Origin of the sequence: Pseudomonas sp. 43mfcvi1.1, from assembly GCF_900115935.1 — a bacterium.
Classification (GTDB): Bacteria; Pseudomonadota; Gammaproteobacteria; order Pseudomonadales; family Pseudomonadaceae; genus Aquipseudomonas; species Aquipseudomonas bijieensis.
In genome coordinates this window covers 491,080-515,554 of record NZ_UETT01000004.1, presented here as the reverse complement: position 1 = coordinate 515,554, position 24,475 = coordinate 491,080, and the positions used below count along the sequence as shown (strand labels likewise).

Here is a 24,475-nt window from a genome sequence, read left to right as displayed (position 1 = left end):
CGCGACTACATTCTCCCGCCTCTGGTTTTTCCAAGAATTCTGGCCGCATCTCATGCTGGAGGTAAGCCAAACACTCGCGGGTAATCACGACTGAATTGCGTAGTGCTTTCATAACCGACCCCGAACGCCGCATGATTGGAGTAGGAATGAGCATTGTCGTTATTACCGATGGCCCTGAAAGAAGGTAGCTGGATCAGGCTCAAACCATTGAGGTCTCGGGTGGATATTTCATTTGGGGCTGCGGCGAGCCCTCTCCGTGTAGCAACCAGCTTAACGCTGATAAGCCAAAAGCCGGCGCTCAGCCAATCGGAATACACCCACCAACGCGCACGCCAGCGACATGTAGAGCAGGGCGGCGATGCCATAGGCCTGGAAGGTCTTGAAGGTGGCGGCGTTAACATCTGCCGCGATTTTAAGGATGTCAGGAACGGTCGCGGTAAAGGCGATGGCCGTGGCGTGCAGGACGAAGATCACTTCGTTGCTGTAGGCCGGAAGTGCCCGGCGCAGCATGCTCGGTATCAACACCAGAATGAACAATTGGCTGCGGGTCATGCCCAGGGCCAGCGCCGCCTCGATCTCACCGCGTGGGGTGGTGCGCAGTACGCCGGCGAGAATCTCGATGGTGTAGGCGCAGGTGTTCAAGGCCAGCGCCAGGATCACGCAATGCATGCCGTCACGAAAAAACCACCACAGGCTCGGCGACTCCCTGATCAGGCTCAGGCTTGCCAGGCCGCTGTAGATGATCAGCAGTTGCACGAACAGCGGCGTGCCGCGAAACACCAGGGTGTAAAGCTGTACAGGCAGCGCCAGCCAACGATTGCCGTAGGTGCGAACCAGCGCCAGGGGGATCGCCGCGGCCAGGCCGATAACGGCGGACGTCACTAACAGCCACAAGGTGACGGACAAACCACTCCAGCGATAACCGTCGGACCAGAGGAAGTTCGGCCCGAACTCTTTGAGTATCTCGATCATGACACGCTCCGCCGCGGTTCGATGCTGTAGCGCCGTTCAAGGTGCTTGAGGGCCAGGCTGGAGAGGATCGCAAAGGCCAGGAAGATCGTTGCAATCACCAGATAGAAGAACATCTGCCTTGAGGTCGCGTTGCCCGCTTGTTTGGCGACCTGAACCATGTCATTGAGGCCCAGCAGCGATATCAGGCCGGCACTTTTCAGGAGCACTTGCCAGATGTTGCCGATGCCAGGCAATGCGAACCGCATCATCTGCGGCAGGCGGATGCGCCGCAGTACCTGCCAATGACTCATGCCATAAGCCCGGGCCGCTTCCAGTTGGCCGAACGGAATCGCCTGGAAGGCGCCACGAAAGGTTTCGGCGCAATAGGCACCGTAAATGAAGCCTAAGGTGCCGATCGCAGTGCCGTAAGGGTTCAACTGCCACGACTCGCGACCGAACGCTTCTGCCACCTGGTTGAGTCCGATCTGCGCGCTGTAATAGATCAGCAGCATCAGGACCAGGTCCGGCACGCTGCGCACCAGCGTGGTGTAGACCGTTGCGACCAGCCGTAGCGGCGCCACTGGCGAGAGTTTCGCCAAGGCCCCGAGCAGGCCAAGCACGATGGCGACGCAGGCGGCCCACGTGGCCACTTGGACGGTCAACCACGCACCCTGGAAAATGAGATAGCCGTACCCTTCGAGAAACATGCTTTCGGGCTCCGCGCGGGTGGTTTATTTCGGCGAAATGTCGAAGTCGAAGTACTTTCTGGCGATGCGCTCATAGGTGCCGTTGCGGTGCAGCCGTTCGAGCGCCTGATTGATTTCTCCGGCCAGCGCGGTATCGTTTTTACGCAAACCGATGCCGGTGCCCGGACCGAAGATCTCCGGTGACTTGACCACCTCGCCGGCATAGCCGAAGCCCTTGCCCATCGGCTTTTTCAGTAGGCCTTCGGAGACGGCGATGGCATCGTCGAACGCCGCATCCAGCCGACCGTTGATCAAGTCCGAATAGGTCAGGTCACTGCTTTGATAAGGCACCACTTCCACACCCTTAAGGCCCCACATCCGCTTGGCATAGGTTTCGAACACGCTGCCTTGTTGCACGCCGATGCGCTTGCCGCGCAAGGATTCGGCCGTGGGTTGCAACTGGCTGCCTTGCGGGGCCACCAGGCGTGCCGGGGTGTCGTACAGGGTGTTGGAGAAGGCGATTTCGGCTTTGCGGGCTTCAGTGATCGAGAGGGCGGAGAGTATCCCGTCGAATTTCCTGCCCTTGAGGGCCGAGATCATGCCATCGAAGGCGTTTTCGACCCAGACGCAACGGCGTTGCAACTCGCTGCACAGGCTTTCGCCCAGCTCGATATCGAAACCTGTCAGCGAGCCGTCCGGTCGCTTGGACTCAAAGGGCGGGTAGGTGGGGTCGACCCCGAAACGCAGCTCTTCGCTGGCGCCCCAGGTCATCAGCGGGCTGGCCACAAGCAACAAACCGATCAGACATTTTTTCATCGACAGGGTATCCACGATAGGTTGGTAGAACCGTCCCGGAAAGGGGGGGCGGGGCAGCACGCATCAGCCTTGATTGTTCAAGGCGTGTTTCAGTTCTTCGGCGCGTTGGGTGTCTACGGTTCGTCCATGGCCAAAGCCACCGTCCCAGCCGCACACCTGGCCGGCATGATCGACGCCCCGTGCAAGGCACCCGGCGAGGCTGTGCCGGGCTTGCCATGCCAACAGGAACGCGGCGATAAAGCCGTCGCCGGCGCCCATGCTGTCGACGAACGCGCAGGGCCTCGCGGCCTGTTCATACACACCCTGTGCATCGACTGCGAGAGCGCCTTGGGCGCCACGGGTGATGACTACCGTCGCCGGGCCCATCGCCCGCATCGAATCCGCCAGTTCACGCGCTTCGCTTGACGACAGATCGGCCGACGAAAAAAAAGCGATGTCCACTTGCTGGATCAGCGCCTGCCAATCGAACTCGACCCAGTTGTCCGAGAAGTCGAATGACAGGCAGCCACTGGCCTGGCGAATCTTCGCCAGTTGGCTTTCAAGACCGCTGTAGAGACTGCTGTGTGCCAGCGGGAATTGCGCGAGATAGGTCAGGTCGTCAGCATCGAGTCGCAGTTGACGACACACGCCCGGATCGCTGCCAAGAAACACCCGTTCGCCCGCGATACTGTCGACACACGCCCAGCCATTGGCCCCCATCAGCGTTCTGCAGCGCGATGCATCGACGCCTTCCTGTTGCAGGCAATCGAGCAGGTACTGGCCGTGCCGGTCATCACCAACGCAGCCCAGGTAGGCACTGCGAGCACCCAGCCGGGCGGCAAATACCGAGACGTTGAGTGCGTTGCCACCGGGGTATTCGATGTTCCGGTCCAGGTACACATCCAGGGTGTTGTCGCCGACCGCGATCAGGCTGGCCATGCTCAGTACTCCGTTTTCCACATGTAGCGGCGCGTTGTCAGCGGCTGCTGGTGCCAGACGGCGAGATGCGCGGCAATGCGCTCCACGGCGATGCCGACGATGTACGGCGCGACAATGGCGCGGATCTCTGGATCGATGCCTTCCATCGGGAAGTCCTTGGCGTCATAGACCATGACCCGTCCGGTGTACCGCTGGCAGAAGCGCACGACGCGCTCCATTTGTGCGCGACTGGGGTCTTCGCCTAGCAGCAGGAGCAGGGGAGTGGTCGCGTCGATGGCTTCGAACGGGCCATGGAAAAACTCGGCAGCTTCCACTGGCAGGCAATGCAGCCACTGGCTTTCCATCACCACGCAGACGCCGAATACGTAGGCGGTGGTGAACATCGGACCCGAGGCGAGGAAGTACATCACGCGATCATCTTTATACAAGCTTGCCTCTTCGATGGCGCGCCGGTCGTTATTGATCGCCGCATCGGCGAGTGCCTGTGGCAGTGCCTTGAGCGAGCGAGTGAGCTTGTCCAGCAACGGCCAGCCTTCGCGCTTGGCCAGGATCCCGCCGACCAATGCCTGGAGGATCATGAAGCAGCCGAAGTACGCCTCATCGGTACGTCCCAGCAGGAAGCAATGTTGAACAGCCTGGGCCAGCGGCAGCTCGGCGGTTTGTGTCACGCCTACGGTGAGGCAGGGTTTGTCTCGCAGGAAATGGGCGGCGGCGATGGTCTCCTGGGTGGTCCCGGACTTGGAGGCGAGGACCACCAAGGTGCGTTCATCCAGGCGCGGCGGGTCGATATCCATGAACTCGGCCGGGAAGTAACGGCGCACTTCCAGTGTATGGCTGTAGCGCTCAAGCCAGTATTGCAAGCCGAGCATGATGCGGTTGGGAGCACCGCAGCTGACGAAGTAGATGCGGTCGATCCGCGTGGCCAGTTCTTGGCCAAACTGCTGGGCGTCGTCGACGATTTGCACGGATTGCTGCAAGGAAGTGATGAATCCTTCCCGATTGAACTGGATCGCCATGTGAGCTCCTGGAGGCTTTGTTGCGGTGGCTCATGTGACTGTTCATGATCACCGTTTAGACCAAAAGCTATACCATGAAAAATACCAATACAAGGCTTTTTCTCCATGGTCTAATGGGCTGCCTGAGCGGTTTTCAAGGTATGCACCGGGCCGTTTTTTTGTTCTCATGATCAAGCTGGCGGGTTTGCGACGGTTTTCCGGTGGTCATTGTTGCAATGCCGCGGCAGAAAAAATAATCCAGGATGTAGACCATGAAAGTTCTTCCTTCCAAGTCCTCCGATGTGGCCCTCCTGGCGCCTGAACGCAAGCAGGTCGCCTGGCAGGCCGTCCAGGCGCTGCTGGAAATGCTGGAGCGTCCGGAGTTCGGACCGACTGAGCGAATTCCGGCGGAACGGGACCTGGCCGAGCACTTGGGCATCAGCCGGATGACACTGCGAAAGGCTCTGCAAACGTTGATCGACCGTGGAGTCCTGGAGCGCCGGGGCAATCGCGGCACCTTTGTGACCGCGCCAGGCGTCGAGCGGCCCCTCAATACCGTGGCCCGCAAAGGTATCGCCGAAGTGGTGGAGCAAGCTGGGGCCAGGCCTGGCAGTAAATTGCTCTACTTCGAACAAACCCAGGCCAGTGCCCGCGTGGCGAAACTGCTGAAGATCCAGGAAGGCGACACGTTGCTGACCATCAGGCGCCTGCGCACTGTGGATCAAAAGCCGTTCTGCATCGAGACCAGCTACATCCCGGCCGCCCGTGCACCGGAACTGGTGGCGGGAGACCTGGTCGAGGGGGCCTCGTTGTATGCGTTGTTGTTATCGCGCTACCAGATAGAAATGGAGAGCGACGAGGGCACGCTGAGCATCGCTACGATGAACGACCAGGAGGCGCGCTTGCTCGAGGTCGAGCCCGGGACGGCGGCGCTGGTCTACCGGGGTGTGATCTTTGATCGTCAAGGGCAGCCGGTGGAATACCTGGTCTCGATCAACCACCCCCAACGTGTGGTATTCAAGCTGGCGGACAGTCGGGTCAATAGTTTCCATACGGATCTTTAGTCCAGGACCGGACGGTCGATCTGTTCGCTTATTTGTGCAGCGAATCGCCGCTGACCCCTGATCAGGCTCGCGGCGAAATGTTTAGTCTTGGCGCTACTTGTAATGTTGTTCGAACACCGCCAACTGCTCAGGCTTGATCAACTGAAAGGGCACCCAGACGTCCGTTTCCACCGGTTCTCCCTTGATCATCTTGAGCGCTGCTTGTACCGCGCTGTTCGCCTGGGCCTTGGGATCCTGGAATACCGAGGCGACCAGCATCCCGCGCTTGATTGCCGCCAGGCCGTCAGGCAAGCCGTCGATGCCGACGATCGCAATCTCGCCCTTGGCTTTGCCGGCCTGCTGCAAGGCCATGGCCGCACCGATGGCCATCTCGTCGTTGTTGGCGACGATGGCGTCGAAACGGCTGCCCGCCAATAGCCAGTTACTGGTCAGGTCCATCCCTTTGTTGCGCTGCCACTCGGCACTCTGCTGCTCGACAATCTTGATCCCGGGATAATCCTTGAGCACCTGTTTGACGCCTTCGGTGCGGTCGTGGGTGGCGTTCTGCGCCAGGTCGCCCATGATGATCGCCAGGTTGCCCTTGCCTCCGAGTTTTTCGGCCAGGTAGCGCATTTGCAGCTGTCCGGCCTCTATGTCATTGGACGCCACCGTGACGACGCCTTTGGGCAGGGTGCGCTCGTCCGGGTGACGGTTGACGTAGACCAGCGGCGTCTTCGCTTCGACCGCCGCGCGGGTGATGTTGGCCGTGGCGGAGGTGTCCACCGGCAGGACAATGACCGCATCCACTTTCTGGTTGATAAAGCCCTGGACCTGGTTGAGTTGGCGCACCACATCGCCCTGGGCGTCCTCGAACTGGATCTGCACGTTTTCCTTTTTCGCGGCCGCGTCCAGGCCGTTACGCACGTAGGTCATGAAGTTGTCGTCGACCCTGGCGATGCTGACGCCGATGCGATAGTCGGCGACGGCCCACTGGCTCAAGAGCAACAGCAGGGTGGCGAAAAGCAGTTTGCAACGACGCATGATGGTTTTCCTTTTGTTGTTATGAGTTGAAACGTCATCAATAGGTAAAAATGTGCATCGCGTTCCGAGTGATATCCGTGCAACGCGCTGACGTCATCCATCAAGCGTGAAGGCCTGCTTGAAACGCTCGAGGGCGACTTCGCCGTCACCGCTGGCCCAGCCTTCGAGGCCGACGACACCGCTGTATCCTATGCCGAACAAAGCCCTGGCAATGGCGCGATAGTGGATTTCACCGGTGCCGGGTTCCATGCGGCCAGGCACGTCGGCGACCTGGATTTCGCCGATGGCGCTGGCGGCGCGCTGGATCAGTTCGATCAGGTTTCCTTCGCCGATCTGTGCGTGATAGAGGTCCAGGTTCATCTTCAGGTGCGGGCTGCCCACGGCCTCGATCAGCGCCAGGGTATCTTCAGCGCGGGCGAACGGCGTACCGGGGTGATCGACTTCGGTGTTGAGGTTTTCCAGCAGGAATACCCGACCCGCGTCTTCGCCCAGGCGAGCGATTTTTTCCAGCGTCTTGCAGGCACTCAGCCACATGCGACCGGTAGTCTGGGCAACGGGCTTGACCGGCAAGCCCTGATCCCCCAGGCCTGTGCCATGCAGGTTCAAGCTTGGGCAACCCAATCGAGCGGCGACGGCCAAGGATTCCTGGGCGCTGCCGAGCAGTTGCTGGATACCCTCGGGATCGGTCAGGTTGCCCGAGATATAGCCGGTCATGGAGGTGAAATCCGCGCCAGTCGCTACGAGGGCCTGGATGTCTTTGGTCGTCCAGTTCCATATCTCGACGCTGAAGCCCAGCGCGTGGATGCGTTTGACCCGCTCGGCAAAGGGCAGGTCGAGAAAGACCATCTCGGCGCTGACCGCCAGTTTGAACGGTATGAAACTCATGAACGGGCTCCTTGCACGCGCACCGGTGTGCCCTGTTGGAAGGACTCGATGCAAGCGCGGGCGATGGCCAGTGCCGCTCGGGCATCTTCGCCGCTGGCCAGGGGTTTTTCGCCGCTGCGCACGCAACTGACAAAATGGTTGAGCTCGGCCACATAAGCATCACGCAGCAAGTCGGTGTCCATGCGCTGGGTGTCGGCCTGGACCCCATTGGCCAGGTAGCGCAGCAGGTCCGAGTCGTTGACGTTGCCCATGGTCAGCATGCCCGCGCTGCCGAACACTTCGCCCCGGACATCGTAGCCATAGACTGCCTGGAAATTGGCCTCGGCCGTGGCGATGGCGCCATTGTCGAAACGGATCGTGACCACCGCCGTGTCGAGAAAACCTTTGTCCTTGTAGGCCGGTGCGATCAGCGCATCGGCCATCACAAAAACTTCAATCGCCTCGGCGCCGGGGTTCAGGTAGCGCAGGGTATCGAAGTCATGGATCAGGGTTTCCAGGAAGATCACCCATTGTGGTGAGGCGGCCGGGTTGTTCAGCGCCGGGTCGCGGGTCAATGAGCGCAGCAGTTGTGGCGTACCGATCCGGCCGGCAACCACGTCCAGATGAGCTGTGCGGAAGCTTTTGGCAAAGCGGCGGTTGAAGCCGACCTGGAGGGTCACCCGTGCATCGGCAGCCGCGGCGATGGCGCGGTCAGCTTCGTCCAGGGTGATCGCCATCGGTTTTTCACAGAACACGCCTTTGCCGGCCCGGGCCGCACTGATCACCAGCTCGGCATGGCTGCGTGCCGGGGCGGCAATCAGCACAGCGTCGATATCCGGATCATCGAGCAATTGCTGTGGATCGGTATAGACCTTCTGCACGTCCAGTTCTGCCGCCAGGCGCGCGGCTTGGCCGGGGGTAGGGTCGGCGATGGCGGCGAGGCATGCGCCAGGGATGTGCCGGGCAGCGCTCAGGCCGTGAAAACTGCCCATGCGGCCGGCGCCGATGAGGCCAAGGCGGATGATCTTGGATGTGCTCATGAACATGACTCCCTTTATTGTTTTTACGACTCGGCGATAAGAACGTCCTCGTCTGGATAGGTGGGGAGCAAGCGCTGTGCCAAAAATTAACCTATTGATATTTAAGGTGCTTTATTCTGCGTGGTTCGAATATGTGTTCATTTTGATTACATGTCTATACTGGCATGTCAAAAATATAAACACGTGGTCGGACAATAATGAATGAGCAACCGGCGGCATTGAGCGAAGAAGACCGCGATTACCTCACCACGCTCGGCCCTGCGTCGTTGAACGAAGGGCCAAGCACCGTGCTGGATGAGGCCTGGCGAGCGTGCTTGCAGGGAGCTATCGATCGCCCTGTCGGAGTCAGGCGGGTGATTTGGCAGTCCTGGTTGCGCAGCGTCCATGCCGGCCTCGATCCGGAAGATGGCGAGTACCGTTTTGTCGCGCCCGCCGACCTGACCGCGACACTGGCCGCCAACCGGGTGCTGATCGCCGCTGCGGCGCAGGTCATGCGCGGTTTGCTCGCCTATAACCCCCGGGGCCATATCAACCTGACCGATGCCGAAGGCACGACTTTGCATTTCTGTGGCCTGGACCTCACCCCCATAGGCAGTCGACTGCTGGAGTCGGTCCAAGGCACCAATTGCACCGGGCTGGCGATCGTCGAAGACCGTTTGGTCTATGTGCTGGCCGAGGAGAACTTCGGGCTTGGCCTGCGCCAGCGCCGCATGCATTGCGCCGCCGCGCCAATCCGGGATGCCCACGGCCGGACGCTGGGTATGTTGACCCTGACGGCGGAGCCAGGCTGGTTTCATTTCCATACGCTGGGCACTGTCCAGGCCGCGGCCGAGGCGGTCTCGAGGCAGATGGCGCTGCAAGCCTTGCTGCAAGAGCAGCAAACAGTCCTCGAGGTGCTCAACGAGGGCTTGGTGGTATTGGATGAACAGGGCTGCATCAAGGCGCTCAACCATTACGCCCGACAATTGTTCCGCGTGGGCCATGACCTGCTCGGCAAGCCGTTCAAGAGCCTGGGGCAGAGCGAATTGACCGAGGCCGTCCTGCTTGCCAGCGGGGAGGGCGTGCGGGACCTGGATTGCACCTTTGAACTGCACGACCGCAGCCATCTGGCGTGCCTGGTGTCGGTCTGCCCGCTGGAGCAGGGCGGGCGGATTGTTTCGCTGCGCGAGAACCGCCGCATCCGGGAAATCACCCGGCGGATCATTGGCACCCAGGCCAGCTACACCTTTGAAACCATCCAGGGCCGCTCACAGGCGATTCAGGATGCAATGCACCTGGCCCGGATTGCCAGTCGCAGTGATTCGACCACGCTGATCCTCGGCGAGAGCGGCACGGGCAAGGAACTGTTCGCCCAGGCGATCCATAATGCCAGCGACCGTTGTGGTGGTCCTTTTGTGGCAGTCAACTGCGGAGCCATTCCCCGTGACCTGGTGCAGAGCGAACTGTTCGGTCATGTCGAAGGCGCTTTCACCGGATCGGCTCGCGGTGGCTCGGCAGGCAAGTTCGAATTGGCCGATGGCGGGACGATCTTCCTCGACGAAATCGGTGACATGTCCTTTGATGCACAGGTCAGCTTGCTGCGCGTCCTGCAGGAGGGTGAGGTGACGCGAGTAGGGGCGAAAAAATCGCTGCGGGTCAACGTTCGTATCATCGCCGCCACTCACCGCAATCTGAGTCAGGCGGTGGCCGAGGGGGCCTTTCGTGAGGATCTTTACTACCGGCTCAACGTGCTGAACCTGACGGTGCCGCCCCTGCGGATGCGTCGCGAGGACGTGCCGTTGCTGGCGCGGCATTTTCTCGCACGTTGTGCCCGGTCGCTCCGCAAGACCATGCACGACCTTTCCCCGGCGGCGTTGGATATCCTTAGCGCTTATCACTGGCCGGGTAACGTTCGCGAGCTGGAAAACGTCATTGAGCGGGCGACCAACCTGGCGATGAGCGAACTGATCCAACCGAACGATCTTGCGTTGGAGATCAGGCAGCGAGGGCGACCCTCGACGTGGGGAAGTACCCCTGAGCCTCGGATGGCCCCCGACCTCGGCACCCATGAAATGAATGCAATCATCGCCGCCCTCACCGAAACCCGCGGAAACATCCGTCTGGCGGCTCAGCGGTTGAATGTGTCGCGTGGCGGGCTGTACAACAAAATGAATCGGTTTGGACTCAAGGTCGATGCGTTCCGTGTTTAGCAGGCGGCCTCACGGCCTCCAGATTTCGACATCCTGGGCATTTACCGCGTTGGGTAGCAAACCTGCGGCAAAAAAGGCGTTGGCAATTTTCTGCTGTTCGCTCAACTGATCGGCTGTCACCGGCTGTACCTGATAACTGCGATGGGTGTTGGCGGCCTCGACTGTCTCCACGTCGAGGTTGCCCCACAACGGCCCCAGGACCTGGGCTGCGTCTCGAGGATGGTTCTTGACCCAGGTCCCGGCTTCCTGCAGTTGCTCGTAAACGAGTTTGAGCACCTCAGGATGTGCTTTTGCGTAAGCAGTGCCGGTCAGGTAGTAGCGCTTGTAGCTGGCCAGGCCGCTGCCGTCGGCCAGGGTCCGCGTTGGCAGTTGACGCTGCACGCCGCTGAGGAAGGGTTCCCAGGTGACCCAGGCGTCAACTTTCTGGTTTTCGAACGCTGCCCGGCCATCGGCGGGGGACAGGTACGCCGGTTGTATGTCGGAGAACTTCAGGCCGGCCTTGTCCAGTGCCGCGATCAGCAAATAATGGGCGCCGGCCGCCTTGGTGACGGCGACTTTCTTGCCTTTCAAGTCCGCCAACTGTCGCAACGGCGAATCCTGGCGCACGACGATGGCTTGGGCTGAAGGTGAGGGGGCTTCTTGGGCAAAGTAAGTCAGCCTGGCCTGGGCGGCCTGGGCAAAAATCGGCACGGTATCGGCCACATCGGCACTGACATCGACATTGCCGACATTCAACGCTTCCAGCAATGGCAAACCGCTGGGAAACTCGTGCCAGCTCACATCGATATTCGCCTCGGCGAGGGCTTTGTCCAGCTTGCCTTGGGTTTTCAGCAGCGTGATCAGGGTCGATGATTTCTGATAGCCGATACGCAGGGTTTCTCGTGCCTGGGCCGGCAGGGCGAGAGTCGACAAGACCAGCACCGCGACCAGGCTGGCCAGGGCAGGGCGGCGCAGTAGCGCCCCAGAATGCTTGATGAGTTTTGACATGGCATGCTCGATATTGGCTAAGGAATGGGTAACCGCTAGATGAAGCTTATTGTTCTAAAAACCAATTTATAAATACTTTTTGAGTATTAGCTTAGGCGGCTTTGCCGGTATCAAAACGCGTATTGCAGACGGGTGTAGTAGTAACCGCCGGTGAAGCCGAAGGGCGAATAGCTGCCCCAGTTATCGCCGAACGAAGAGTTGCTGACACCGATATGGTCGGGGTACTTGTCGAACAGGTTCTGCGCGCCGACGGCCACGGTCAGTTGTTTGTCGATTGCATAAGCCACGTCGAGGTCGGTGATCCATTTGGCCGAATACTCGCGATCCAGGCTCGGATCGCTCGAGCTGTTGACCTCGGTGTAGGTGCCATAACGGGTCAGGCGCAGGTTGACGTCGAAGTCGTTGATCGCCCAGTCGGCAGAGAAAATCATCTTGCTGCTGGGGGAGGTCTTGGTAATCAGTGCTCGGGACTGGCGGCCGAGCAACTGGAAGTCGCCCAGGGCGCTCAATTGCGAAGGGGTGTCGTTGACGCTGAGGATTTTCGTGTGGTTGTAGTTCAGGGCCGCGGTCCACCTCACTGAGCCATAACGGTCCAGGTTCTGCCGATAATTACCCACCACATCGACCCCGGACGTCCGGGTGTTGGCGCCGTTGGTGAAGTACTGCGCACCGGCGGTGGCTGGCACGCCAATGCTGTCGAGCAGGGCGGCGACGCCCGGTCCCTGAAAACGTTCGCTGAGCACCAGACGGTCGCGCAGGTTGATGACGTAGCCGTCCACGGTCAGGCTCAAGTCTTCGCTGGGCGTCAGGGCGAAACCAAGGCTGAAGTTGGTCGAGCGTTCGGGTTTCAACGACTCAGCTCCGAGCGCCTGGGCGCCGGCCGAATCCACCGGCAGAATCACGTAGTTGTATGACTGATAGACACCATTGATGGTGTCGAATCCGGTCGAGCGCGCGGTGAAGATCTGGTTGGCCAGCGACGGTGCGCGAAAGCCATTACTGAGGGTGCCGCGTACCGAGAACACCGGGTTGAATTCGTAGCGGGTGCTGAGCTTGCCACTGCGGGTGCCGCCAACGCCTTCGTTGTAATGCTCGTAGCGTGCGGCAACGCCGAGGTACCACTGCTCGACGGGGTAAAAGCCCAGGTCGATGTAGCTGGCAACGCTGTTGCGGCTGACTTTCTGCGCGTCTTCGGGGGTAATGCCGTTGGTGACCTGGGCTCCGGGATCGGGGCGTTCGCCGGCCCGTGGATGGCCGACCGGGAACACATAGCCGCCATCGATGTAGGAGGCCTCGGAGCCGGCGCGGGTTTCGTAGCTTTCACGTCGGTGCTCGAAACCGAAGGCCACGTCCAGGGGTTTTGCCAGGCCGATTTCGTAGCTGTTTTTCAGGTCGAGGTTGCTGGTCAACTGATCGGCGATGTAGATGCCGGAAGTGAACTTGTTCGGCGTGTTTTCCCCCAGTGACGGGTTCTGGTTGTTGTAGGTGCGTTGCTTGGCGTAGTTGCGCCCGTACGTGCTGCTCAGGTCCCATGCCCAGCCGCCGAAGTCCTCGCCCTTGGCGCCGAACGCTGACTGGAAGTCGGTTTCGTTGACCAGCCAATAAGGGCTGTAGCCGTCAGGATAGCCGTTGGGGCCGGTGGTAATGGTGTTACGGCCATTGGGCAGGCGGAAATTCTGCCCGTCGTTGTTCTCCCGGGTGGCCAATGTGGAGAACGAGTAGAGCGTGACGGCGTCGTTCAGCGGCAGGTCGAGGTTGTAGCCGACATCGGCCAGTTGGCTGCGCGGCAGCCCGTAGCCTTTGTACGTGTGATGGCTGGCATCGGCCTCACGCGGGTCGGGCGAGCCGTCGGCCTGCGGGTAGTAATGGGAGGTGTAGCCGTTGCTGCCGGCCTTGTTGTCACGCTCTTGATAGCGGGTGTCGAACGAGACATTGAGCACCCCGGCTTCACCGATCTGGAAACCATAATTGAGCGCCTCCTGGGCAGTCCCGCGTTTACCGTCGTAGCCCTGGCCCAGGGTGGTGTCGGAGCTGCCTCCCGTGGTCTGCTTGAGGATGATATTGATCACCCCGGAAATGGCGTCCGAGCCGTACTGCGCCGCCGCGCCGTCGCGCAACACCTCGATGTGATCGATGGACGCCACCGGGATCAGGTCGAGGTCGCTGGGGGCTGCGCCGCTATTGATGCCGTTGATGTTCAACGTGGCGCTGGTGTGCCGGCGCTTGCCGTTGACCAGCACCAGCACATGGGACGCGGTCAGCCCGCGCAGGGTGGCCGAGCGCACCACGCCGCTGGCATCCCAGCCGGCGCGGTCGGGCAGGTTGAAGGACGGGATGAACTTGCTCAGCGCCTCCAGCAGGCTCGGCTTGCCCACGGCGCGCAATTGTTCACCCGTCACCACATCGATGGGCGTCGGGCTGGTGGTTACCGTGCGCTCGGTGGCGCCACGGTTACCGGTGACCACCACGGTGTCGAGGGTTGGCGAGCCGTTTTCGGCGGCCTCAAGGTTGAATGAAGCGAGGCCGCAGGCAATCGACAGCGGCAGCAGTAACGGACGATAGGGCTTGGCACGGCGCGTTTGGCAGTTGAACATAAGCGTGAAGCTCCTGAATGTCGGCTGAGGTCCGTGTCACTTCTTGCGAGCGGCGACGGCTTCGATTTCCACCAGGCCGCCGGGTAGCGGCAAGGCGACCACCTGGACGGCGGTGCGTGCGGGTTTGTTTGGCTGTTCGACGCTGCCGAAGAACGGCGTATAGCCTTCCTGCAGCCCGGCGAAATCGAGCTTGCCGCCCTTGGCTGGGTCGCCCACCAGGAACACCCGCAGTTGCACCACATCCCCCAGGTCCAGGCCCTGGCTTTGCAGTACGCCCTTGAGTTTGTTGAGGATCGAGGTGGTCTGGGTCGCGGTATCGCCGTAGGCGGCAAAAGAGTCTTTCGGCGCTTGCGGGTCGTGCAGGTCAGCGAGCAGGCCGCTGACGAACAGCAAGTCAGTTTGTGCGGGCACCGACACCGCCAGGGAGATTGGAAAATTGGAGTTGGGCAGGGCGATGCGTTTGATCTCGTCGGCGTGGCTGGTGAAGGCGGTGACAGTCATGAGAAGTCCTGTGAGCAAGGTCATGGTTTTCATCGGTCAGTCCTTTATCGAAATGAATCAGGCGGCAACGCCCGGTTGCTGGCGCTCGGCATGGCGGCCGATCAGAGAGACGATGCGCCGCGCTGAATCAGCGGCGGTGTTCTGCCAGATACCGACACCGCCATGGGCGAGGGCGTCGCTGGCCAGGTAGGTGCGGCCTTGGGGTTGGTTGAGGATCTGGTAGGCCTGCTCGCCGACTTCGTCGTTGACGATCCACGGGCCTTTGCTGAACGGCACCTTGGACCAGTTGATGGCCACCGGTTTCTGCAGCTTGGCGCTGTGGCCGGGATGCAGCAGTTCGACGGCTTGCCGGGAAGAGGCGAACTGTTCGGCGAGGGACTTCCTGGCGAAGGACTGGGCGGCTTCGCTGGTGTTGTAGGCCGCGACCAGGATGCCCTGGTCACTGTTCAGGCGATCGCTGGGATACCACAGCCCCTTGACCTCATGATCCAGGTAAGACAGCCCGCCGAAGATGTTGAAGTCGGTCTCCCAGAATCGCGGCGACTGCCAGGCCACTTTGTTCGCCTGGTCGCTTTGCGCGCTGAGGATCGCTTGCTTGAAGGGCGTGCTGAAGTTGCTCGGTAGCCTGGCCAGCAGCGGCAGGGGCACGGTGACGATGGCGTAGTCGGCGCTCAGGGTCTGAGTCTTGCCGGTCTGGCGATCCCGATAGGTGATGCGGCTGCCAAGCTCTGCGGTCTGGATGTCACTGACTTCGGCATGGAACCGAATCGCGTCCTTGAGCTTCTCGTAAAACGCGAAAGGGATCCGATCCATACCGCCGACCGGCTGGAACATGGTCGAGGAAAACTCGGGGATTTCATCGAACACCAATGCCCCCCAGAGCTTGGGATTGAGCAGTGTCTGCAACTCCAGCGGTGTGCGGGTAAGGCCGGTTTGATCGCCTGCACCGGGGATGCGGGTATAGCCCGAGCGCACCGACCCCTTGTATTTGAAGTCGGCGTTGAGGTCGCCATAGACCTTCAGGAAGTTCAGCAGCGCCTGACGGTCGTCGGCACTCAGGTCCTGGTCCAGGGCCTTGCGGCTGACGGTGCGCGCCAGCAGTTCGGACAATTGTCCTCGAGTGTCGTTGACTGCCTGGCGCAGCTGGAACGCCGGCTGTCGGGCGTCCGGCAAGGCCAGCGCATTACGGCTGCTGTTGACCAGCACTTGCAGTTCGACGCCCAGTTCGCGGCAGTAGCCGAGGATCGTCTGGTGATGGCTGGGGATGCGCGCCGGGCCGGCGTTGAAAAACTGCCCGTCATCGAACTCCACGGTCTGGCTGATGCCGTCGTCGAAATCGACCTTGGTGCCACGCCGCAAGGTCCAGTTGCGTCCGCCAACCCGTTCACGGGCTTCGAGAATCGTCACGGTGAAGCCGGCCTTGCGCAGTTCGTAGGCGCTGACCAGGCCGGAAATGCCGGCACCGACCACCACCACGTGTTTGCCCTTGCCACTGTTGCCCAGCTGTAGCGGGGTGAAACTCGCCGCCACCGCCTGAGGTGTCAGGCCTAGCGCACCGAGGGCGCCGAGGGCGGCGGAATAACCACCGACGGCGGCAATGCGGGAAATCATTTGCCTGCGAGTGAAAGCCATGAAGTGCTCCTTGGCATGGTTGCCGATCAGGGGGTCAGAGGTCGTAGCGCACAGTCAGCAAGAGGGTTCGCGGATCGTTGATCGAGTAGTAGCGGGCGCCACTGGAGGGCACGTAGCCGACTGCCTGCGGGTATGCGCGGTCGAGCAGGTTTTTCACTGACAGCGTGGTGGTCCAGTGGCCGTCGCCGGAGATGTAGCGGGTGTTGGCGTTCCAGAAGGTCTGCTGGGGAATTTCCTGGACGTCGTCGTTCAACGCGTTGGCGTAGGATTTGGTCTGGAACTGCGCATCGGTGCCGGCCAGCCAGGTGCCGGGCAATCCGGCCGGGATGGTGTAGTTGAGACCGACACTGGTGTTCCAGCGCGGCGAGTACACCAGTTGCTTGCCATTGGCATCGACCCCGGCGCCGCTGGCGTTTTCGAAATCGTCGTACTGGCTTTGCAGGTAGCCGAGATTGAAGGTCAGTTGCAGGTCGTTGGTCAGCGCGCTGAGGGTTTCCAGTTCGACGCCGTAGGTGTGCGCCTGGCCGACGTTGGTCCGCAGGCTGACCCCCAGCGCCGGGTCGTAGGCGTTGGTCTGCAGGTCCTTGTAGTCGTTGTAGAACAGCGCAAGGTTGGCGCGCAGGCGGCGGTTGAAGAAGTCGCCTTTGAAGCCGGTTTCCCAAGTGGTCACGTCTTCAGGGGAGAACGCCTGCTCGGCGGCAGCCTGGGTTGGCGCGCGGTTGTCGTAGCCGCCGGCCTTGAAGCCTTTGGCGACATAGGCGTACTGGTTGAGGTGAGGTGTCCAGGCGTATTCGAAGCCGAGTTTCGGGCTGGTGGACTGCCAGGATTTGCTCGAGTCGGCGGTGAAGTTGGTGCCGGTGATCTGGCGGTCGGTGGTGACGGCGTAGTTGGTGTAGTCGAAGTTCTTGTGTTCGCGAGTGAAGCGTAGCCCCGCGATCAGCGACAGTTGCTGCGTGACTTTGTAACTGCCCTGACCATACAACGCATAGCTTTCGGTATTGGTCGTGCTGTATTGACCCTGGCCGATCACCCGGTTGCGCGCGATCGAGTAGGTCAGGCTGTCGCGCTCGGCATCGAACTTTTCCCGATACAGGTACAGGCCGGTGCTGAAACTGAAATCGTCGTAATCGCCGTTGAGCTGGAACTCTTGGGTGGCGTAGTCCTGCTTGTAGGTGATCAGGCTGTTCTGAATCAGGGCGGCCTGGCCCGAGTTGTCATAGTCCACCGGTTGGTTGAACGCGGAATAGGCGGTGACCGATTTGAAGTTCAGATGGTCGTCGATGGCGTAGATCGCCCGCAGCACCGAGCTGCCCTGGTCGAGACGGTTTTTCGGATTGAGGCTGCTGTAGCTCTTGAACTTGTCGAAGTGCCCGTCGGCATCGAATGGGGTGTAGCTGGTCGTATCGCCACGGTCGAAGGTTCCGGCCAGGGTCAGTTGCACGTCCCAGGGCGAATCAATGGGATTGAAGCGCAGCTTGCCGCGGTAGGACTGCAGGTCGACATTGTTCACATCCTTACCGCGGGTGGGATTGGACACGGTGCCGTCGCGGCTCAGGCGAATCGCCGAGAAGCTGCCGAACAAGGTGTTGTCCACCAGTGGGCCACTGATCAGCAGGCGAGCGTTCTGGGCGTTGTAGTTGCCGGCGCCGAGTTCGAAGAACCCCCGGGTTTCCTGGGTCGGGTCACGGGTGATCACGCGGATCGCGCCGGCGCTGCTGTTGCGCCCGTAAAGCGTACCCTGGGGGCCGCGCAGGACCTCGACGCGTTCGACATCGTTGAAGTCGAGCATCGAGGAAATCGCCCGTGGGATGTACAGGTCATCGGCGTAGACCGCCACGGCGGCTTCCTGGATCGGGTCGGTTTCGCCGATACCACGAATCCCGTAGGTCTGCGCGCTGTAGGAGATCGACTGGCGGCTGAGGGTCAGGTTGGGCACTTGCCCGGAGAGATCGCGGATGCTCTTGATCTGCTTGTCTTCCAAGGCGTTTTCGTCGAACGCGGAGATCGCCAGCGGGGCTTTTTGCAAGTCCTCGCTGCGGTGTTCTGCTGTAACGGTGACAACGGGGAGGGCACCATCCTTGGTGTTTTCTTCGGCGTGCGCTGACAACCCGAGCAAGGTCAGCGATACGGCCAGCGTCAGACGGTTTTTGGTGATGTCGTGCATGGTGAGCCCCAGGTGCGTAGGTGTGGCGTTGGTGTTTCATTTTTTTTTGGGCAAAGCGTTGCCGCAGTCATGGCTTGAAAGTCATGGCGGAGGTGGCTTGGGCCGGTTCAGGTTTTGGGTATGGCAATTGACCGTGGAGTGGTGTCGGCCGGAAAAACGTGCAGTTCCGAAAGCCTCCACCTGGTCAGGGGTCGGTGATGGTTGTAACAGTATTTGTATAATAAGGCGCTGTAAAAGTCCGATTTGTTATAAGTTAATTATAAAAAATTGACATCAATATTGTTATTAAGATGCGTAATTCTGATGTTGTGCCGATGCGAATGTACCCAAATCCTGTGGGAGCGAGCCTGCTCGCGATGGCGTTGGCACATTCAGCATTGATACAAACTGAACGACCGCTATCGCGAGCAGGCTCGCTCCCACATGGGATGTACGTCTCCCGCCAGGATTGCCCGGGGTCAGTACCCGCGCTGTACATTCGCCAGGTTCTCTGGCGCCAGTCCGGCCAGGAAACGCTCGAGGTTGGCCAGGAAGCTGTCAGCGATTTCGTAGCGAATGTTGCTGGAGATCGCTGAAGTGTGGGGTGACAGACGTACCCCAGGATGGGTGTAGAGCGGGTGGCCGTCGGGCAGTGGTTCGGGCTCGGTGACATCCAGAGAAGCCAGGCCAATGAGTCCGCTGTCCAGGGCTGCAAGCAACGCCTCCTGGTCAAGCAAACCGCCACGGGCGATGTTGATCAGGTGCAGGCCCGGCTTGGCGCTGGCGAGCACCGTGCTGTTGACGATATGTCGTGTTGCCTCGGTCAGTGGCGCGGCCAGCACGAGGTGATCGGCTCGGGAAAACAGCTCATGGATATCCCGCGCGGCCTCGACTCCCTCGATTTCGAAGGGAGTCTGGCTCTGACGCAGCGCCAGCACGTTGATGCCCAGGGCGTGGGCCTTGGTCGCCAGGCTACGGCCAATCGCACCAAAACCCAGGATCCCCAACGTACTGCCCTTGAGAGGCGTCAGGGCGGTGAAATTCCATTGCGCATCGTGCACCCAGATGTCCGGCAGTCGCTTGGCTGCCGCGAAGATCGCCGCCAGGGCGAATTCGGCGATGTTTTCGGCGGCACTGCCCCTGGACGTACTCACCACAGGGCCGTCGAACAGCCACCTGGGGTAGAAGTCGATCCCCGAAGACACCACCTGGACCCATTTCAAACCGTAAGGCCAACCCGGAGGCGGCGTGTCCGGCGCCAGGTAGCCGCGCACATTGATGGGTCGTGCCAGCAACACGCTGGCGGTGGCCGGGAGGTCACTGGGGACGCCGGCCGGTACCTCGAGGACCTCGGTGCCAGGATGTGTGAGCGCGAGGCGCTGGCGAATCACCTGGTTGAAGTCTTCATCCAATTGGCTGGCGATCACGAGGGTGCTCATGGGAGGTCCTTTTTCTGACGTTGAGCGAACACCGCTTTGCCGACGCCCTGCAGCACGGCATCGTTTTGCGGGGTGTGGATGCGACTGCACAGTACGTCGCGGTAATGCCGTTGCAGCGGATTGTGCCGCGACAGACCCGGGTTGCCGGAGGCTTCGATGGCGAGCTCGACCGCACGGATCGCGTTGCCTGTCACCAGGTACTTCAATTGCGCGGCATGGTGGGCGGGGGTGCGCCCTTCGGCGGCAGCATCGAGCAGGCTGCGGTTGGCGAACAGCAAGGTGTCGATGTGCCCGACGGTTTCCTGGAAGCGCGGCAGGGTCGACAGCGTGGCACCGAGGTTGGACGGCTTGCGCTGTTCCAGCCAGCTCACGAACCAGTCACGGGCGGCTTGCGCGACGCCGTCGTAGACCGCCGCGAGCAACACCGCCATCCACAGGAAGCCGTCGCTATCGAGTTCGGGCTGCGGCGCGCTCCAGGGGCTGACGCTGACCGCGTGATCCAGCGGCACCAGCACGTTGTCGAACAGCACTTCGTGACTGCAGGTGGCGCGCATACCCAAGTGGTCCCAGTCCTCGATGATGCTGATGCCTGGGGTATCCCGGTGGACCAGCCAGGCGCCCACCAGTGGATCTTCATCGGTGCTGCGGGCCCAGACGTTGAACCATGTCAGGCCATGGCTGCCGGTGGAGTAGATCTTGCGGCCGCTGATTCGCCAGCCTTCCGAGGTGCGCCTGGCGACAGTCGCTGGCAGCCCGCCACGGGCCGGCGTGCCCAGGTCAGGTTCGACGCGCAAGGCGTTGATCAACGCACCGTCGCGCACGGCATCCTGGGCGACGCGCAAGCGCAATGCTTCGGGCCAGGTCCGGCTGTCCTGCAGGCGCGAGTGCTGGAGGTATTGCATCACCAGGATCAAGGCCGTGGAGGGTTCGCCCTTGGCGACCGCAGCGATGACCTTGCGCGCCTGCACCAGGCTGGCGCCGCCACCGCCGAGCGCCTTCGGTACCGTCAGGGCCAGCAGGCCGTGCTCGTGCAGCAGCTTGAAGTTGTCCTGGGGGAAGTCGCCGCTCTCGTCATAGACGTGGGCGGTCGCGGCCAATTGTTGACTGAGGCGTTCGAGCACTGTGTCGAAGTCGGTGACATTAACCGATTGCAACAAGGGTGGACGTAGGGAAGAAAGACTCATGGCGGGTTCACTCGATCAAAAAGGTAAGAGCCAGCTGTAACTCCCGTGGCGAGAGGGCTCACAGTGGCAGCAGGCGGAAGTTGCGGTCCCACAGCGGACTCACGTCGAGCCGTTCGTTCAACACGCCGGCAGCGAAGAACAGATCGGCGACTTCCTGTTGCGAGGCGATGGCCTGGTCGTTCACTTCAATGATTTTCGTGGGCTGGCTACGGTTGTTGTACATGTCGAGGAACACTGCTTTGTCGACGCCCAGCAATTGCGCCGACTTGGTCGCCCAAGGCTCGGGATTATTGTTGATCCACTCCCAGGTGCGTGCCTGGCGCTGGATGTAGTCCTGGATCGCCTGCTTGCGTAGCGGGTCTTCCAGGGCTGCGGGTCGTGCGGCGATCAGGTAGTTGCCGGACAGGTAGCCCAAGGCTGTCTTGAGTACCCGGGCGCCACTGCGGAACTTCGCCAGTTGGATGAACACGCCATAGATCACCCAGGCATCCAGCTGGCCACTCTGGAATGCGCTGAAACCGTCCTGGGGCGTGAGCGCCACCGCGGTGATGTCGTTCATGGTCAGGCCTTGTTCCTTCAGGGCCTTGATCAGGAAATAGTGGGAGGTGGTCGAGCGCACATAGCCGACCCGCTTGCCGCGCAACTGTCCGATCGATTCGATAGGCGAATCCTTGGGGATGAGGAATACCTGGTTGTTCACGTCACTTTGCAAGACGGCGATCAGGCGGGGTTGGCGATGGCTCTGGATGGAAAAGATGGGCGGGATTTCGCTCATGCCACCGACATCCAGACTACCGGAGGCCAGCGCTTCGACGATCAGGTTGCCGCCGGCGAACTCGGAATATGCGACTTTGTAGGGTGTGTTGCCGGTGCCGGCGTCTTCGACGAAGTAAGAGTCCTGTCCACGGTAGGTGGCGACCTCCAGGGTCAGGTCCGCAAGGCTCTTGCCTTGCGCGAAAACTCGCGGGGCGAGGCTCAGCGAGGACAGCCCCAGCGCGCCCAGGGCGAAGGAACTGGCAGTGAGGAAGTCGCGACGATTGATCTGTTTCATGCCACGGCCTCGCGGGTTGCATCATTCGCTCGGGCCGTCGGTGCATAGCGATTGGTGGGCACCGGTAAGCCCAGGTTGTCCCGCAGGGTATTGCCGCTGTATTCGCTGCGAAACAAACCACGTTGTTGCAGGATCGGCACGACCAGTTCAGTGAAATATTGCAGGCCGTCCGGCAGCAGGGAATTGATGATGAAGCCGTCGGCTGCGCCCTTCTCGAACCAGGCTTGAATGGCGTCGGCCACCTGTTCGGGGGTGCCGACAAAATCGCGCCGTGGCTGGGAGAAGCGCAGGGCGACTTCGCGCAAGGTCAGGCCTTCGTCGCGGGCCAGCTGTTTGATCCGCTCCGAGCCGCCTTTCTGGCTGTTGGCACCCAGGTCGCCCAGGTCGGGAAACGGGGCGTCCAACGGGTATTGGCTGAAATCATGGTCATTGAAGGGGCGGCCGAGGGCGACGATTGCGTCTTCGATGCTCACCAGTGACACCGCTTGCTGGTAGCGGTCTTCGACTTCGGCTTCATCGCGACCCACGATCGGACGGATTCCGGGCAGGATCGACAGTTGTGCCGCATCGCGACCAAAGCCGTTGGCGCGGCGTTTGAGGTCCTGGTAATAGGCGCGCGCTTCTTCGAAATTTTCGGCTCCGACGAAAATCGCATCGGAATTCTCGGCGGCGAAGTTACGCCCGTCCTCGGAAGTACCAGCCTGGAAAATCACCGGTTGGCCTTGCCGGGAGCGGGCGATGTTGAGCGGGCCCTTCACCGAGAAAAATTCGCCCTTGTGCTCCAGCGCGTGCAGCTTGCCGGGGGCGAAGAACTCGCCGGTTTTTTTGTCGTAGGTGAAAGCGTCGTCTTCCCAGGAATCCCACAGCCCCTTGACCACCGCCACGTGTTCCTTGGCGATCCGGTAGCGCACGGCATGGGGCGGGTGCTCGCTCTTGCCGAAATTATCAGCGGTACCGCTGAGCCACGACGTCACCACGTTCCAGCCGGCGCGCCCGCCGCTGATATGGTCCAGCGAGGCGAACTGGCGCGCCACCTGGTAGGGCTCCGTGTAGCTGACGGTGACGGTGGCCACCAGGCCGATGTTGGATGTCAGCGCCGCCAGGGCCGAGAGGATGGTCAGCGGCTCGAAGCGGTTGAGGTAGTGCGGACTGGATTTTTCATGGATGTGCAGGCTGTCGGCGATGAACACGAAATCGAACTTGGCGCCTTCGGCCAGGAGTGTCTGTTGCTTGTAGAAACCGAAGTCGGTACTGGCGTTGGGTTGTGCCTGCGGATGGCGCCATTCGCCCCAGCCGTGGCCGACGCCGTGGACCATTGCTCCGAGTTTGAGTGGGCGTTGTTTGCTCATGGTTCTGCTCCTTTAGCGCGAAGCCTGGGTGAGGGGGGCACGCAGGGTGTTGAAGCTCTTGTCGAAGCCCTGGGAGACATCGATGTGTCGAGTCAGCAGGCCTTCCTCCTGATAAATGTCAGCGGTTGTCTGCAGGCCACTGACTACCGCGTCGTCAATGACCACCGGCTGCATGTGGGTCGCGTTGGCTACCGTCAGGTGCACCTCCAGGGGCAAGCCAGTGATTTTGGCCTGCGCAGCGGCATACTCGTTGGGGTGGTCGTTGCTCCAGCGATAGGCCCGGTCGACCCGGGCGACAAAGTCGTCCAATTGCTGGCGTTTATCGGCGATGGCCTGGCTGGTGGCGGCGAGATAGAGATGATTGCTCAGCAGGTTGCTGCCGCTGACCAGGACCTTGGCCTGGCTTTGCGCGGTGACGACGGTGGTGAAGGGGTCCCAGGTCGACCAGGCGTCCGCGGTGCCGTTATCCAGCACCAGCCGGGATTCGCTGGGCAGCAGGAAAACGAACTCCACGTCTGCGGTACTCAGGCCTGCGCTGCGCAGGGCCTTGATAGCCAAGTAGTGCCCGATGGAGCCTCGTGTGGTGACGATGCGCTTGCCCTTGAGATCGGCGACAGCCTTGATAGGGGAGTCCTTGGGAACAAGAATGGCAGTCGTGTTGCGTCCTTCGGCGTGGATGATGCTGACGACCTTGAGCGACGCTCCGGCGCCCAGGGCGAACACGTAGGGAGCATCGCCCAGGGCGCCGATATCCACGGCACCGGCATTCAGCGCCTCGCCCAGTGGCGCGGCGGCGGGGAACTCGGAAAACTGGATATCGTAAGGCACGTCCTTGAGCTCGCCGGACACTTCCAGCAGGGCCTTGATGGTGGACTTCTGATTGGCAACTCGCAGCGGTTGCAAGTCGGTGGCGTGGACCGAGCCAAAGGCAAGGGTGATTAACAGCAGGGGCAGGGTCAGGCGCATCGCGGGGCTCCAGGCTAAAAGTGTTGCGTTCAGTCGCCTCCGCCTGGAGAAGGGGTCGGCTGGTGTAGAAGGGGGCGATCATTGCG

At 61.2% G+C, this 24,475-nt stretch carries 20 protein-coding genes; 2 read left to right on the top strand and 18 right to left on the bottom strand.

The features are described from left to right. Positions 1-270 precede the first annotated feature (270 nt). From hisM to DTP52_RS10895, 5 genes are all read right to left on the bottom strand, one after another. On the bottom strand, positions 271-972 hold the full coding sequence (gene hisM, locus DTP52_RS10915; RefSeq protein ID WP_109753368.1) for a histidine ABC transporter permease HisM: 702 nt from the start codon (positions 970-972) through the stop codon (positions 271-273). Beyond that, the gene (locus DTP52_RS10910) at positions 969-1,658 is read right to left on the bottom strand and encodes an ABC transporter permease (RefSeq protein ID WP_109753367.1); all 690 of its coding nucleotides are present in this window, start codon (positions 1,656-1,658) and stop codon (positions 969-971) included. The genes hisM and DTP52_RS10910 overlap by 4 nt, the downstream gene beginning before the upstream one ends. A 24-nt stretch (positions 1,659-1,682) precedes the next feature. After that, positions 1,683-2,453 (bottom strand): ABC transporter substrate-binding protein, encoded by a 771-nt coding sequence (locus DTP52_RS10905; protein ID WP_109753366.1) that lies wholly within the window; start codon positions 2,451-2,453, stop codon positions 1,683-1,685. Positions 2,454-2,516: 63 nt separating this feature from the next. Further along, positions 2,517-3,371, bottom strand: coding sequence for a PfkB family carbohydrate kinase (locus DTP52_RS10900; protein WP_109753365.1), 855 nt, complete (start codon positions 3,369-3,371; stop codon positions 2,517-2,519). A gap of 2 nt (positions 3,372-3,373) precedes the next feature. Beyond that, complete coding sequence (locus DTP52_RS10895; protein ID WP_109753364.1) at positions 3,374-4,387, bottom strand: SIS domain-containing protein; 1,014 nt, start codon at positions 4,385-4,387, stop codon at positions 3,374-3,376. 251 nt (positions 4,388-4,638) lie between these two features. Here DTP52_RS10895 and DTP52_RS10890 point away from each other — a divergent pair, with 251 nt between their 5' ends. Next, positions 4,639-5,430: a GntR family transcriptional regulator gene (locus DTP52_RS10890; RefSeq protein ID WP_109753363.1), complete on the top strand. Its 792-nt coding sequence runs from the start codon at positions 4,639-4,641 to the stop codon at positions 5,428-5,430. A gap of 93 nt (positions 5,431-5,523) precedes the next feature. Here DTP52_RS10890 and DTP52_RS10885 read toward each other — a convergent pair whose 3' ends face one another. The 3 genes from DTP52_RS10885 to DTP52_RS10875 all read right to left on the bottom strand — a co-directional run bounded on the left by DTP52_RS10885 (position 5,524) and on the right by DTP52_RS10875 (position 8,354). Continuing rightward, positions 5,524-6,450 carry a sugar ABC transporter substrate-binding protein gene (locus tag DTP52_RS10885; RefSeq protein ID WP_109753362.1) on the bottom strand — a complete coding sequence of 309 codons (927 nt, stop codon included), beginning with the start codon at positions 6,448-6,450 and terminating at the stop codon, positions 5,524-5,526. A 93-nt stretch (positions 6,451-6,543) separates the two neighbouring features. Then, complete coding sequence (locus tag DTP52_RS10880; RefSeq protein WP_109753361.1) at positions 6,544-7,335, bottom strand: TIM barrel protein; 792 nt, start codon at positions 7,333-7,335, stop codon at positions 6,544-6,546. Then, entirely contained in the window at positions 7,332-8,354 is a 1,023-nt protein-coding gene (locus DTP52_RS10875; protein WP_109753396.1) for a Gfo/Idh/MocA family oxidoreductase, read from the bottom strand. Before DTP52_RS10875 ends, DTP52_RS10880 begins: the two co-directional genes overlap by 4 nt. A 197-nt stretch (positions 8,355-8,551) precedes the next feature. Between DTP52_RS10875 and DTP52_RS10870 the strand changes: the two genes are divergently transcribed. After that, the gene (locus tag DTP52_RS10870; RefSeq protein WP_109753360.1) at positions 8,552-10,543 is read left to right on the top strand and encodes a sigma-54-dependent Fis family transcriptional regulator; all 1,992 of its coding nucleotides are present in this window, start codon (positions 8,552-8,554) and stop codon (positions 10,541-10,543) included. Between the two features lie 9 nt (positions 10,544-10,552). Here DTP52_RS10870 and DTP52_RS10865 read toward each other — a convergent pair whose 3' ends face one another. From DTP52_RS10865 to DTP52_RS10815, 10 genes are all read right to left on the bottom strand, one after another. After that, positions 10,553-11,530 (bottom strand): aliphatic sulfonate ABC transporter substrate-binding protein, encoded by a 978-nt coding sequence (locus DTP52_RS10865; RefSeq protein WP_109753359.1) that lies wholly within the window; start codon positions 11,528-11,530, stop codon positions 10,553-10,555. Positions 11,531-11,640: 110 nt separating this feature from the next. Next, positions 11,641-14,124 (bottom strand): TonB-dependent siderophore receptor, encoded by a 2,484-nt coding sequence (locus tag DTP52_RS10860; protein WP_109753358.1) that lies wholly within the window; start codon positions 14,122-14,124, stop codon positions 11,641-11,643. Positions 14,125-14,160: 36 nt separating this feature from the next. Then, the gene (locus DTP52_RS10855) at positions 14,161-14,658 is read right to left on the bottom strand and encodes a RidA family protein (RefSeq protein ID WP_109753357.1); all 498 of its coding nucleotides are present in this window, start codon (positions 14,656-14,658) and stop codon (positions 14,161-14,163) included. A gap of 24 nt (positions 14,659-14,682) precedes the next feature. Next, a complete protein-coding gene (locus DTP52_RS10850) occupies positions 14,683-16,257 on the bottom strand; it encodes an FAD-dependent oxidoreductase (RefSeq protein ID WP_109753356.1) in 1,575 nt (524 codons plus the stop codon). Positions 16,258-16,291: 34 nt separating this feature from the next. Continuing rightward, a complete protein-coding gene (locus DTP52_RS10845; protein WP_109753355.1) occupies positions 16,292-18,421 on the bottom strand; it encodes a TonB-dependent receptor in 2,130 nt (709 codons plus the stop codon). 458 nt (positions 18,422-18,879) lie between these two features. Then, on the bottom strand, positions 18,880-19,839 hold the full coding sequence (locus DTP52_RS10835; RefSeq protein WP_109753353.1) for a D-isomer specific 2-hydroxyacid dehydrogenase family protein: 960 nt from the start codon (positions 19,837-19,839) through the stop codon (positions 18,880-18,882). After that, complete coding sequence (locus tag DTP52_RS10830; protein ID WP_109753352.1) at positions 19,836-21,023, bottom strand: acyl-CoA dehydrogenase family protein; 1,188 nt, start codon at positions 21,021-21,023, stop codon at positions 19,836-19,838. Before DTP52_RS10830 ends, DTP52_RS10835 begins: the two co-directional genes overlap by 4 nt. A gap of 58 nt (positions 21,024-21,081) precedes the next feature. After that, positions 21,082-22,074 (bottom strand): ABC transporter substrate-binding protein, encoded by a 993-nt coding sequence (locus DTP52_RS10825; protein ID WP_109753351.1) that lies wholly within the window; start codon positions 22,072-22,074, stop codon positions 21,082-21,084. Continuing rightward, positions 22,071-23,423, bottom strand: coding sequence for an LLM class flavin-dependent oxidoreductase (locus tag DTP52_RS10820; RefSeq protein WP_109753350.1), 1,353 nt, complete (start codon positions 23,421-23,423; stop codon positions 22,071-22,073). Before DTP52_RS10820 ends, DTP52_RS10825 begins: the two co-directional genes overlap by 4 nt. Positions 23,424-23,435: 12 nt before the next feature. Further along, on the bottom strand, positions 23,436-24,389 hold the full coding sequence (locus DTP52_RS10815; RefSeq protein ID WP_109753349.1) for an ABC transporter substrate-binding protein: 954 nt from the start codon (positions 24,387-24,389) through the stop codon (positions 23,436-23,438). Positions 24,390-24,475: the final 86 nt, after the last annotated feature.